The sequence below is a fragment of the Jiulongibacter sediminis genome (genome assembly GCF_001306455.1).
In the GTDB taxonomy this organism is placed as follows: Bacteria; Bacteroidota; Bacteroidia; order Cytophagales; family Spirosomataceae; genus Jiulongibacter; species Jiulongibacter sediminis.
The window spans coordinates 978265-991608 of record NZ_LGTQ01000006.1 but is presented as its reverse complement, the minus strand read 5'-3'; the positions used below and the strand labels follow the sequence as shown (position 1 = coordinate 991608).

At 38.8% G+C, this 13344-nt stretch carries 12 protein-coding genes; 4 read left to right on the top strand and 8 right to left on the bottom strand.

Translation table 11 applies throughout. The annotated features are described in order from the left end of the window. Positions 1-51: 51 nt before the first annotated feature. Complete coding sequence (locus tag AFM12_RS10160) at positions 52-567, bottom strand: hypothetical protein (RefSeq protein ID WP_055147518.1); 516 nt, start codon at positions 565-567, stop codon at positions 52-54. Between the two features lie 678 nt (positions 568-1245). Here AFM12_RS10160 and AFM12_RS10155 point away from each other — a divergent pair. The 3 genes from AFM12_RS10155 (at position 1246) to ffh (ending at position 4950) form a co-directional block, all read left to right on the top strand. Continuing rightward, positions 1246-2601, top strand: coding sequence for a hypothetical protein (locus AFM12_RS10155; protein WP_055147515.1), 1356 nt, complete (start codon positions 1246-1248; stop codon positions 2599-2601). Between the two features lie 513 nt (positions 2602-3114). Beyond that, positions 3115-3483 (top strand): hypothetical protein, encoded by a 369-nt coding sequence (locus AFM12_RS10150; RefSeq protein WP_131458300.1) that lies wholly within the window; start codon positions 3115-3117, stop codon positions 3481-3483. A gap of 147 nt (positions 3484-3630) precedes the next feature. Further along, positions 3631-4950 carry a signal recognition particle protein gene (gene ffh, locus AFM12_RS10145; protein WP_055147509.1) on the top strand — a complete coding sequence of 440 codons (1320 nt, stop codon included), beginning with the start codon at positions 3631-3633 and terminating at the stop codon, positions 4948-4950. 34 nt (positions 4951-4984) lie between these two features. Here the strand turns inward: ffh and AFM12_RS10140 are convergent, their stop codons facing one another. The 6 genes from AFM12_RS10140 to hemA all read right to left on the bottom strand — a co-directional run bounded on the left by AFM12_RS10140 (position 4985) and on the right by hemA (position 11537). Continuing rightward, positions 4985-5902, bottom strand: coding sequence for a PE-PGRS family protein (locus tag AFM12_RS10140; RefSeq protein WP_131458298.1), 918 nt, complete (start codon positions 5900-5902; stop codon positions 4985-4987). An 84-nt stretch (positions 5903-5986) separates the two neighbouring features. Then, positions 5987-7114 (bottom strand): lactonase family protein, encoded by a 1128-nt coding sequence (locus AFM12_RS10135; RefSeq protein ID WP_055147503.1) that lies wholly within the window; start codon positions 7112-7114, stop codon positions 5987-5989. Positions 7115-7119: 5 nt separating this feature from the next. Then, positions 7120-7806, bottom strand: a complete 687-nt coding sequence (locus tag AFM12_RS10130) for a GDSL-type esterase/lipase family protein (RefSeq protein WP_055147500.1) — start codon at positions 7804-7806, stop codon at positions 7120-7122. A gap of 75 nt (positions 7807-7881) precedes the next feature. Next, positions 7882-8703: an aldo/keto reductase gene (locus tag AFM12_RS10125; protein WP_055147497.1), complete on the bottom strand. Its 822-nt coding sequence runs from the start codon at positions 8701-8703 to the stop codon at positions 7882-7884. 43 nt (positions 8704-8746) lie between these two features. Next, positions 8747-10105: a TlpA family protein disulfide reductase gene (locus AFM12_RS10120; RefSeq protein ID WP_082391271.1), complete on the bottom strand. Its 1359-nt coding sequence runs from the start codon at positions 10103-10105 to the stop codon at positions 8747-8749. Positions 10106-10277: 172 nt separating this feature from the next. Then, the gene (gene hemA, locus AFM12_RS10115; RefSeq protein WP_055147491.1) at positions 10278-11537 is read right to left on the bottom strand and encodes a glutamyl-tRNA reductase; all 1260 of its coding nucleotides are present in this window, start codon (positions 11535-11537) and stop codon (positions 10278-10280) included. Positions 11538-11745: 208 nt separating this feature from the next. Between hemA and AFM12_RS10110 the strand changes: the two genes are divergently transcribed. After that, positions 11746-12960 carry a sensor histidine kinase gene (locus AFM12_RS10110; protein WP_055147488.1) on the top strand — a complete coding sequence of 405 codons (1215 nt, stop codon included), beginning with the start codon at positions 11746-11748 and terminating at the stop codon, positions 12958-12960. On the opposite strand, the gene AFM12_RS10105 is transcribed toward AFM12_RS10110, so the two are convergent. Further along, positions 12957-13343, bottom strand: coding sequence for a hypothetical protein (locus AFM12_RS10105; protein WP_055147485.1), 387 nt, complete (start codon positions 13341-13343; stop codon positions 12957-12959). The genes AFM12_RS10110 and AFM12_RS10105 overlap by 4 nt on opposite strands. Position 13344 lies beyond the last annotated feature (1 nt).

Below are 13344 nucleotides of genomic sequence, written 5' to 3'. Positions count from 1 at the left end.
GATTGAAAGATTCGGGGCCTTTGCTTTTGAACGAGACATCAGAATTAACAATTACTTGGCAAAGTTTTCATAAATCGGATTAAAGAAAGACTCCCAAAACAATGCATTTAAAAGTACATTATAGTCAAAAAGAACTTCTGAATCGGCCGAAATTCTCATATAATTTTCATGTTTCAAAAGTAAGGCATTTTGTTGATCAGAAAATCCCGAAAAGGATTCAATAAAACCAGGAAAATCAACATCTTTCTTACTAACTATAAGCTGTATTGCAACATCTTTAGCTAATTCTAAATTCGCATTAACTCTTGTTTTTAAGTCGGAACATTTCAGAGGCATTTGATAAGAAATCGCCATTTCAAAAGCGGAGGCAACTTTGTGTATACAGATGTTCACTCCTTCATTATATACCGGCTTTATACCTTCGATCAGCAGATTTTCATAATCATTAATCACAATCCCTAGTATATTGTTATCTAAGCTAACATTAGGGTACTTTTTCAAAATTGGTGGCACGACTACCTTAAGAAGAATATCGAATTCTTCCGTTCGCTTTTTTCTGTCAAACATTTACAATAATATTCAGCTATCCCTTTTGATAGAAAATTTTTGGCGGATTATCTCGCACTTATCTTTCGAAATAAAGTCAAGTTCCGATAAGTCCACCTCAGTGTTTGAAAGTTTTCCGAACAGTTCCAACCTTTGGTTCGAAACTTCTTTCAATTTTGAGATACTATTTTTCATAAATCGAATGGTGTTTATTTCTTTCAATCAAAAAACGAGCCGCAAAATTATATATTTTTCTCTTTTACAGCAATTTAGGGTTGTCAATTCTTTTCAATGTTAGTTAGTTTAGGTCTTTTTTCCAAAGTATATGGATAACATTCTTGTTAGAAGGCGTTTCCTAACTTTAATATTATAAAAGAATACAAATGTAATAGTATAGGATACCACTATTCAAAAAAGGAATAACCCCTGTCTTGAGATTCGGGGCTTTTTCGTTTCAAACCGCCCCACCGACTAAATCTAATCAATTTTAACACTCTGCTCAGCGAAGTTTCCGGCGTCGTTGGAACGTTAACAATCTTCTGGATTGTCGCCCCAACTATTCATCTATTTCAAAATTTCACATTACATAGTACCAAAATACAGGTACCCAGCCATAGACTGCCCTACACCTCCAAGAAGCAGGTTTTTGTTTGAATAGAATAAATATCTAATTTAAAACATTAATCTAACATTTCACACGTGAGACATTCAGCTCGTCAACAGTTTTTAAGCCTTACAGTAGCTTTTCTTTTCTTATTAAACCAAAATCTTTTTGCTCAATGGAAGACCTCGAAAGGAAGTAACCCTTTTGATGGTAACTATAAGGCCGCTTGGGTTATTGGGGCTGGCAATAATTGGCCATATACGGCACCTAGGTTGACTTTTAATCTTTTTGATTCCGAGTTGAACTCAAATTTCTATTTATCTGAAGTAGGATATACAGGGTGCGATAATAACAAATTATTCTTCAAATTTAGTGGCAATGACACGACCTACTTCTCCTCGAGTTTAACCACCAATGCCGATAGAGATGCTGTATTCTTTTCCAGTCTCAATTCTTACGAATTCAAATCGCCATCGAAAACAAAGTGGGATGTAATCGATTTATTTAAAAAATACAGTTCTGTTCAAATCCGTTATTCTAACGATTGTTCTCAAAAAGATTACAAATTTAGTCTGAAAGGTTCCTCAAGTGCTCTTGATTATGTTTTCGATAACGACTCATTTAAGTCTGAAAAAGAAAGAGCTTTAAAGCAACTTTTCTTGCATAGAGAAGAGGAAAAGCGACTTAAAGAGGAAGCAGACAAAAAAAAGAAAGATGAGATAGAAAAGGAGAATTTAGAAAAAACAGCCCTTCGAGAATTAGCTTCCAGTTACAACCGACTTAGCTCAACAAACGAGAACTTAACGGTAAATCTGAAACAGAATATTCTGGACGATAAAGACTGCTTCCCCATTTTTGTAGCAGTTAGAAAGCATGATTTAAACAATGTTGAAATTTATTATTGTGGCGAGGATAATTTGAGATATATGTATAGCTCTACCCATGAAATGAAAAAAATAACCAACTGGAGCAACTTCTTTCACCAACAATTAAATTATGGCCATTTTGACACCACAAAGAATTATGTTCTAAAAAACATAAATGGAATTAAAGATTTCTTAGTGGAAATTAAAAAAGAAATAGAAGAAGAACAAATCGATAAAGCCCTTACATCTGTCCAAGACTTCTACAAATCTTACACCCCGATTTTTAAAGGAAAAGAATTGCTAAATGGTAAGGAAACCCTTTTTGATTTTGAAGTCAGTAAATCTCAAAACATAAGTCTTTATTCGACTCCAGATGCTACAAAACCTGTAAAGCATATATTAATAGAAAAAGGAAAACCCATCTCAATACTCAACCACTACCAAAATTTTAGAATTCTAGTTGAACACGATGGTGCCAGCTATTATGTTGAAAAATTTGAAATAGTTTCCAGCACATCAAAATATAAGCCCATATTTGATAAAATCTCTGACGTTTGGATTAAAATATATCAAAGTAGGATTTAGTATTTCTACTAACTACTTTCAGCGAATTCTCCGGCTTCGTTGCGGTTTTAACAAACCTCTGGTTTATAGCCCCAATTAATAATCCATTTCAAACTTGGGTCGCTCTATTTAAAAGATTCGAACTCCCTGCCAGAGGCTGCCAAACACTTCCATGAAGCTGGAAACTTTGCGGAGCTCAAGCCCCCAAAAGTTCATTTTGCACTATTTGGTGTCCTTTTTGGCCTTATTCCCTGAATAGTCCTACCTTTTTCTTGAAAATCTGTAAGTGACTGATATTAAGCAAGTATTAAATACCATTGCACTTTTTCAAGTACTTATAACAACTTATACCTATTCATGGTATTATTCCAAGTTTATCGTAGGATCGTGAGATGAACTTTCATTTTGACCAACACAGTCTATTGCATCGCATTAGCCACATACGCTATGTTTGCAATGAACAAAGTGATGGACGGAAGCAAAATCCAACTAGAACAAAAACAAGAATTAGTAAAAGAATTAAAAAATACAAAAATGAAAAAACTATTAACAATCGCTGTAATCTTGATGGGAGTATCAACTACAGCAGTACACGCAGATGATCACATGTATTTCAGAAACATTGCAGAGTCAGACCTAACGGTAAAAGCCATGAGCGGTCTGAAATTCAAAGTAACTGCAGTTAACCTTCTGGAGAAAACATATGTAGAAGTGAAAGACGAAACAGGTCTAACACTTTACAAAGAAGTTGCCACCAGCGATTTCGCCAAAGTTCTAAATCTATCTTCTCTTCCAGACGGTGAGTATGTAATTGTACTTACTACGGGAGATAAAGTGGTAAAAGAACCGTTTGAGATTAAAACGGAAACAAAAGTGATAAGAACAGCGACTCCTGCTAAATAATCAAACGATTATGAAGCAAGACGAGCAACAAGGGTAAGCTTCTGCCCATACACTTAGCCTCTGCAACATTTTGCAGAGGCTTTTTTTTGTTTCTTATCATCAGTTAAATAACTAAATTTGCAGCCCATTTGAATAAAAGGAAAAACCATGTTTGAGAGCTTACAGGATAAACTGGCCGGTGCATTTAAAACCCTTAAGGGCAAAGGCCGCATTACTGACGTCAATATTGCCTCTACTGTAAAAGAGATTCGTCGTGCATTGATGGATGCCGATGTAAACTATAAAGTTGCCAAAGAAGTAACTGATCGCGTAAAACAGGAGGCTCTTGATCGTGATGTAAAAATCGCTGTAGAACCAGGTCAACTCTTTACCAAGATTGTTCAGGAAGAATTGACTCAATTGATGGGTGGCAAAGCTCAGCCGGTTAATCTCCAAGGTTCCCCTGCCATTGTTTTGATTGCCGGCCTTCAGGGTTCAGGTAAAACGACTTTCTCAGGGAAATTCGCCAGTTACCTCAAAAAGCAAGGTAAGCAGGTGATGTTGGTTGCTGGTGATATCTACAGACCTGCCGCCATCACACAGCTTCAGGTTTTAGGTGAGCAGATCGGAGTTGATGTTTATGCTGAGCCTGAGAACAAGAATGCCGTCGATATTACACAAAATGCCCTAAAAGAGGCCAAAAGTAAAGGCAAAAATATTATCATCGTCGATACCGCCGGTCGTCTGGCAGTTGATGAGGTGATGATGAAGGAGGTGGAGAATATTAAAAAAGCCATCAATCCTACCGAAGTTCTTTTTGTGGTGGACTCTATGACGGGTCAGGATGCTGTGAATACAGCAAAAACCTTTAACGAGCGTCTTGATTTTGATGGTGTGGTTTTAACCAAACTTGATGGTGACGCCCGAGGTGGTGCGGCTCTTTCGGTAAAAGCTGTGGTTGACAAGCCTATAAAATTCATGTCAACCGGAGAAAAAATGGAAGACCTCGACATCTTCCACCCGGATAGAATGGCCAACCGTATCCTCGGCATGGGTGACGTTATCTCCCTTGTGGAGCGTGCCCAGCAAGCCTATGATGAGGATGAAGCCAAGAAGCTCAATAAGAAAATGCGTGAGAACAAGTTTGATCTCAACGACTTCCTAAGCCAGCTTCAACAAATCAAGAAAATGGGTAATGTAAAAGACTTGATGGGCATGATCCCTGGAATGGGCAAAGCTATCAAAGATATTGACATTGATAACGACTCTTTCAAACCAATAGAAGCCGTAATTCAATCCATGACCCCGGGCGAAAGAGAGAATCCGGATATCATTAATGGTCCACGTAGAAAACGGATTGCCAATGGTAGCGGTACCTCTATTCAGCAGGTAAACAATCTTTTAAAGCAATTTGAACAAATGCGTAAAATGATGAAACGCATGAACAAAATGCAGGGGTCTGGTAAGCTTGGCAAGTTGTTTGGATAAACCTCGAAAAGGCCAACATACTCTTTTGAAAGACTTACTGATCTGTTACCTTCCGCTCATAGTGGTAGAGCGTTCCTGATGGATTGTCAAGACGTTCTGAAAGCGTGTAGTAACCAGAATCGTTATAGTCAAAACATAAAGCTTCTCCCTGCTCTTCGGGGTAATAAGGCAAGCCGACATCTCTGTTTCTTCTCAATGCCTCAAAAACTGTTTCGTTTTCAGAGAGACGCCAGTAAAAGATGGCATCGTAGTTTTTAATCATCAGCTGCCTTCCGTCTTTTGAAATATCAGCGGCTGTAATGAAGCTATGAGGAATTACACCTTGAAATTCGGCTACATTTTCTTCTGTAATACTTTGAGGATAAGGCAATTTGTACACCCGAACAGTAAAAAGCTGCCTTTTTGAAATCAGATAAATATCTTTTGTTCGTGGATCCACTAACATGGCTTCAACATCCAGTCCGTTGCTACGATCTTCGTATCTGAAAGAAATCACATCTTGCTGAATGCCATCAACCAGTTCCACAGGTTCTTTCATCCGATAGATTTGATAGGTACCGTATACTTCAGCGTTATCCCCGATATCCCCAACATATAGATAATTGACACCTTCTTCAGGACCCGGCCCGTCGGCGATATCTTCCCAGTCTCTGTTTACAGATGGCCACATATCTACCGAACCTAAATAATTACCTGTATTAGAAAGCAAATGTAAAGCTGCCTTGGTATTACCATCATTAATAACCCAAAGATTTCCTGGCATACTTTGCGAAGCAACCATTCCCGAGGCCTCATCTACCTTTCCACGCTCAACACTAAAACTCGATGGTGTTGAAAGAAACTCCGGCAAAGGCTCTTCGGTTGCCCCCGGAGGGTCAGGAGTAGGCCCTGTAAACAAAAAGCAGGATTGACAGAGGAATGCAATGGATATGTATAAGAGTGCTTTAGGCATCCAAAAAAGAAAGGTTATCACAGAACAAACGACAAAACTATGCCATTCATTTACGATAACCTTAAAAATCTTGGAATTAGCCTACTATTTATCTGTAAAGATCAGACAAACAGGCATGGAAACCTTAATTTCTCCCCCTGTTGGTGACAATTTCCCTGTTTCTTTATCTCTTTTGAAAACGATAATATTATCAGACTCCTGATTAGCCACCAACAAAAATTGACCGTCGGGTGAAATCGCAAAATTTCTCGGCACCTGCCCCAAAACAGAATGATGACTCACTGCCGACAAGCTTCCACTTTCCTGATCAATGGCAAAGACAGCGATATTATCAATAAAGCGATTAGACGCATACAGGAAACGGCCATCTGGTGAAATATGAATGTCGGCCGAGCTGTTATCACCTTCAAAACCCTCAGGAAGGGTGCTAAATTCTTCGACCTTTTCTAAGCCACCATTAGCATAATTAAACTGTGTTACGCTACCAGTAAGCTCTTGTACCACATAAGCAAATTTACCATTCGGATGAAAAGTAAAATGACGCGGCCCTGAACCCGGCGTTACTTCCATGTGATCACCCGGAGTAAGCTGCCCTGTTGTTTCATCAAAGGCATAAACCATAACTTTGTCCATCCCTAAATCAGGAACAAAAATGGCTTTGTTATCCGGAGAAACATTTACCGAATGAACATGCGGACTTTTCTGACGCTCTTTATTAGGGCCGGAGCCCTGATGTTGAATTACCTGTACCGGCTCGCCTACCCCTCCATTTTCCAGAATTGGTAATACTGCCAAAGAACCAGAAGTATAGTTACCCGCAAAAATCCATTTCCCGGTTTTATCAATCGCAACATGACAAGGGTGTATTCCACCGGAAGAAGACTCATTTATAAAAGTTAATGAAGAATCTCCACGACTAAACGATCTGATACTCCCGCCATTTACTTCGCTGACAGCATACAAATGTCCTCCATCAGGGGATAGTGCTAAAAAAGAAGGATCATCTGACTCGGCGGCAGGTTTTGCTTCCATGAGCTCGCCCTTTTCCGGGTTAAACTCGGTTTTATAAATACCCTGACTCCCTTTTGAGGTATAGGTTCCGATGTATAATTGAAGGTTTTCAACCTCTTCGGTTTCAGTTTCTTTTTCAGTAGGGTTAGAGCATGAAGCTAAAGCGGCCACAGCCAGCAACAGGCTTAGTTTTTTAATCATTGAGTTTATTTTAATACTTTATCTAATTCTTCTTTAATGACTGCCGCCCAGATATCATAACCCTCTTCATTCAGGTGTAATTGGTCACCGACGAATAGCTCTGACCGCGGCATTCCCTGCTCATTCAAATATTTAGCAGAAGGATCTATATAATACATATTATCATGCTTTTGGCAGTAATCTGCAAAGGCTGCATTGAGTTTCTGAACCTCAGGCCACACCTTCCATCTTGAATTTGTAGGGGTAATGGCTATTTGAAAAATTGGCACTTCAGGATATCTTTCTCTCACAGTTTTCACCACCTCTTTAAAGAGACGCATCACCTCTGGTATCGATTTATCATTCTCCCCACCGGTAATATCATTGGCTACGAAGATGCATAAGGCCTGAAATTTATGAGGCCACACCAACCTTTTCGTAAAGTGGATCATATCCGTAAAATGGGCCCCGCCATATCCTCTTTTAATAGGAATGTATGGAGCCATGTCTTCGTCGATCCAATCCCAACGTCTGATACTGGAACTGCCGATAAACAAAATGGCATCATCAGGGTACTTTTCATTATCATCGCGATACTCAAGATTGGTAATTTCTTCCTCCCAGCCCTCGGCAGTATCAGCGTATTTTTTGTAGAGATTACACGAGCCCACAAAGAAGCCAAGCAAAACAAGTAAGGGTATCAGTCTTTTCATTTTTCTATTCTTATTTCAAAGTCTATACGGACTTCAATTACTCAAAGTTGATCTATGCAAGTTAAGCTTATTTGGTTACAAATAGTCCATCGGATCATCCGCTACACGTGTACCATCGTGAAGTGTAGACAAAGCTTTCAAATCGTCTATACCTAAGCGAAAGTCCAGAACTTCAAAATTATTTCTGATTCTTTCAGAAGAGCTGCTTTTAGGAATCGTAATCACTCCATTGTCTAAGGCCCAGCGAATCAGAATCTGAAAAGTAGATCGTTGGTGCTTTGCCGCAATTTCTTTCAAGATCGGGTGATCCTTCTTCAGTCCTCTCACCATGGGCGAGTAGCTTTCAAGAGCAATACCCATCTGTTTGCACTTTAAATGCGTGGAGTTCATATTACAGAAAGGCGTATGCTCAATCTGATTTACAGCAGGCACCACATTCGCGTAGGTTTCCAGCTCTTCCAGATGAGGCACCAGATAATTTGAAACACCTATCGCTCTTACCCTGCCCTCCTTGTAGATTTTCTCCAGAGCTTTCCAGGTATCTTTTCTTTTTTCTTTAACCGGCCAATGCACCAGATAAAGGTCAATATAATCTAGCTGTAAAGCTTTCAGGCTTCTGTCATAAGCTTTAAGAGCGTTATCAAAACCCTGATCGGTATTCCAAACTTTGGTAGTGACAAAAATCTCTTCCCGAGCCACATCGGCTTCTTTCAAAGCCTTACCCACTTCTTCTTCATTCCGGTAAACGGCGGCGGTATCTATATGCCGATATCCGACTTCCAAAGCTTTTTTTACAGCTTCTTTGGTTTTTGAAACGTCAAAATCTTCTTCAAAAACCCCAAGACCAAGCTGAGCTATTTTTATTCCGTTATTGAGAGTAATTAGAGGGGAATGCATACAATATTCAACGATAATAATCCAAGTTACTAATAATCAGAAGTCATTTTAAATTGTGGGATAATTCGTTCAAAATTTCTCGAATTCGCTTATCAGAGGGCCTTGGTGCATCCATTTCAATTACCTCCCCTTTTCTATCGAAAATGACATATCTGGGTATCATTTTGAGATTGAACCGTTCTCTAATTGAAGAATTTTTTGGAAGTAGAAAACTTCGGTTATCTCCTAAACCTTCATTCAGAGAGGCCTTCTTCCAATTAATTGGGTTTTCATCAACCGATAAATAAAGAAAGTTGACACCCTCATTAGCGAAATCAGATGCCAGCTGTTTAGAAGCCGGCATTTCTTTTCTGCAAGGTAAACACCAACTGGCCCAAAAGTCTACATAGGTGTAATTTCCTTCCAAAATAGACTTTAGTGAATGATTTTGACCTTTTGAGTCAATAACCATCCTGTCAAGTACAGAATCGTTTGAAAAATTAATTATCTCTCGTACTTCTTCTTTATAGACCATAGGCACCTCTTTTAGGGCCAAATAATTATCAACTTCCTCTTGAATTTCACTTGGACCCTTCTCATTGATATGATTAATAATTAACCTCTTGAGTACATATTCCTTGGACCTACCAGAGTAATATTTTTTTACTAGTTGAAAAGCTGACTCATTAGCATGCCTTTTTTGGAGAAAATCTAATGTCATAAATAAAAGATTTCTGTAAAAGTCAAAAGCCAAACATTCGTCACAATTTAGATTTTCAATGATTTGATAATTGAGCGAGTCCAAATATCTCTGAGGAGCAGTTTTAGAGTTATTGATAAACAATAATTTACTCAAAGCTTTATATTGCATACCCTTTGAAATCAACCCCTTGAACTCATCCCCGACGTCTTCCTTTTTTATATAACCCCTTAAAAACTCTTGCTGATCAGCTTCTTCCTGTTCGATCAATTCTTCCCTTTTATATAATTCTTCGGTCAAGAAAGCATTCTGAAAACTCCACTTATCGTAAGAATCTATATCAAAACGCTGAAAATGAAGATTAGAATAGGCCAACTCTTTATCTCTTCTTTCGTCTCCTGAATGAAACTTTACAAATTCACCATCAACAATGCCATAAAGGCTGTCACCGGGAAACAATAGAAATGGAATTTTATATTGAGCATCAAAAAGCTGAAAATATGATTCTGAGATATTCAGAGAATCTTTGAGCTTCACCATAACCGCATTACCCAAGTCATCCTTGTAATACAATCTATTTTCGAGATCAGAAGAAAGAGCAATTCGTATTATCGAATTCTTTTCCGGTTTTGATAAATCTTCATTCTGTTGAGATTGCTTGCATCCCGCTAACAAAAATCCATTAAAAAGGAAAAAGCAGAGGGTGAGAAGGTGTGAATTCATGATTTTTTAAGGTTGTATGGTAACTGTCTTACATTTGGACTTCCCAACTTCCTATTCACAGCGGAAATATTTTATTCCGTTATTGAGAGTGGTTAGAGGTGAGTGTATAGGAAATTGGTTAAGGTTGAACCTTAACAAAACTACACAATAAAAAAGTGGTTTAAAATCAAACCTACGCCTCTACCTTCTCCAGATTGAAAAGGTCGTTGAGAACGTCAATGAGAGTTTCGGCTTCGCCGCGTTTGCAGGCAGCCTTTAATTGTAGAACCGGAAGCTTGATGATTTTCTGCATCATGCTGGCCGTAATTTTTTCCATTTTGGCAGCTTCTTCCTCAGTAAGCGACTTCATGTACTTAGCCATTTCGTCCTTCCTGATTTGCTCTAAAGCATTTTTGAGTTTGTGGATGGTAGGAGAAACAACCATTTGGTTCGACCAGTCATTGAAATCAACAAGGGCCTCATCAATAATTTGAGAAACGTGTGGTATTGCTGCTTTTCTGGCTTCCAGAGCCTGATTGGTTTTTTGTTGAATTTCATCCAAATCATAAACCACCATTCCCGCAACATCTTCAATAGCCTGATCAATACTTCTTGGCACAGAAAGATCAATAAAGTATTTCACCGACTTATGCTCAAAAGAGTTTACCAAATTAAGATTCAAAAGCGGTGATTCTGCTCTTACCGATGAAATAATAATATCAAAACGATGAACTTCTGAAAGAATATTTTCAAAAGGAACCACCTCAAAATCCATTGTTTTTGAAAGCTCTTCAGCTTTTGAAAGCGTTCGGTTAGAGACTGTGAAGTTGTCGTAGCCTTTATCGTGAAGGGTTTTCACAACGTCCTGGCCCATTTCCCCAAGACCTAAAACCAAAATCTTTGGATTCTTCAGTAAAGGAAGGAAGGATTCAATGGTCTCCACAGCCGCATAGCTGGTAGATGCCGCTCCGTCTCTGAAAGCTGTTTCCTGAAAAACACGCTTATTTACAAAGAAAACTGTATGCATTAAACGATGCAGAAACGGCCCTGCCATCTGCATGTCGGCACACCATTGATATGCGTCTTTAATTTGACTTGGTAGCTGTACATCACCCACCACCTGAGAATGCAAACCAGTACCTACCTCAAATAAATACCTTACTGCCTCAGCCTCATTATTGAAAGTCTCACAATATGGCTCAAGGTTTGAAGATAAAGTACCTTTTTCTGCCGCAAGCAGCTTTAAAAGACCTGAGCTCAAATCTTCAGAAGAGAGATAGTAGATTTCTGTGCGATTACAGGTAGAGAGAATTAAAGCCTCAGAGATTTCGTAAACATCTCTGATTTTCATCAACAAAGCCTTTACCTCGCCTTCATTAAGTGCAATATGCTCTCTTAACTCAAGCGGTGCTTTTTTAAATGAAATAGATATGGCTTTAAACTGTCCTGTCATCATGAAATTTAATGCGATGCAAATTTACACATCTATTGGGTAATCATTGGTATGACCAAAATCACAAAAATCAATTTAGATTTATTCTAAATAACACTCTTAATCCATTCGAAATGAGTTTTCTTGATCTAAAAAAAATCCATTATTTGCATTAATCACCAAGATGTAAGACGTTAGTTTGTTATAAAAGGTTGGCTAATCTCCAATTATGTATCAAAATCGCCTGTTTTTCAATCTGAATCAGCAGCTCTCAAGAAGCAGAATCATTGTTATTACTGTCCTTCTCACCATTGGAGCCGGTGTTCTATACTATTTCAATCAATTGGGACAAGCCCTGGAAGAAAGGGAAAAAACTTATGCATTTCTTTACGCTGAAAGTATTCGTTTCACCATTGAGCAAGGAATAAACAGCCCCTGCGATTATACATTTGTGTCTGAAGTAGTGGCCGCAAATGAAACCATCCCTACCATTCTTGTCGATCAGGATGGCGTAGCACTTGACCAGCGAAACATCCCGGAACTCTCTGACACTTCCAAAGTTTTATCTGCGGAAGAAGAGAATGCTATTCTTCAGAGAAAAATTGAAGAAATGGCACTGGAGCATGAGCCCATCGCCATTTCTCTAAATATCGATGGTTCGGCTGAAAACGCTGAAAACATGTATCTCTACTACTCCAGCTCGCTAACCTTAAAAGAGTTAAGATACTTCCCATACATCTTGCTGGCTACATTCCTTATTTTTGGCACGCTGGCATTTATCGCCTACAGCTCATCCCGCCGGGCAGAGCAAAATCGCGTTTGGGTGGGACTTGCTAAAGAAACCGCCCACCAACTGGGTACTCCTATCTCCGGTCTTTTGGGTTGGATTGGTGTTATGCGAAGTCAGCCTGGTTTTGACCAAACCATAGGCGATGAAATGGAAAAGGACGTCAACCGTCTGGAAACCATCACTACTCGTTTTTCTAACATAGGGTCCGTACCTGCCATGAAAGAAGAGAATATCGGATTAGTAGTGAAAGAAACAATAGGCTACCTGGAACGCCGTATTTCTACCAAAATCAACTGGTCTTTTGAAAACACAGTATCGTTAGACACCATGACTTCCATTAACCGAAACCTTTTTGAGTGGGTTATTGAAAACCTTTGTAAAAATGCCGTTGATGCTATGGCTGGTGTTGGTTCGCTTCAGATTTCCGTCTTTCCTCATCAGGGGAAAGTAGGCATTGATATCACCGATTCAGGTAAAGGAATTAGTAAAAGTAATCAAAGAAAGATTTTTGACCCGGGTTTTTCTACCAAAAAAAGAGGTTGGGGACTTGGTCTGACACTGGCCAAAAGAATTATTGAGACATACCACAATGGCAAACTCACTATTTACCACTCTGAAATTGGAAAAGGAACAACGTTCAGAATAGTGCTCTAAAGCGTATTCACAATAATCGGCTCTGTTTCTGTTACATTACTCAAATTACCCGCTCTGTCTTTGATTTGAATATCAAATCTTAAGGTGTCGTTCTTTCGTGTAAAAGAGTGAAAGAATTGAATGGTATAACTTAAAGTACCTTCGAGAGGGCCTGGTTTTTCGTCAATTTTGAGCAATGGAAAATAACCAGAAAGCGGTACCAAAGGATCATAGGGCTGAAAAACCCCATTTCTCATTCGATATGGTTTGATGATATAATTAAAGTCATCATTCTTTTGAGCATTGGCCTTATCTTCCTCACCTAAGCCCAAATCGCCGTCACCATCCTGAAAATGAACATTGATCACAATGGAGTCTTTGTTCGCTCCAATGAACTTGTCCAAT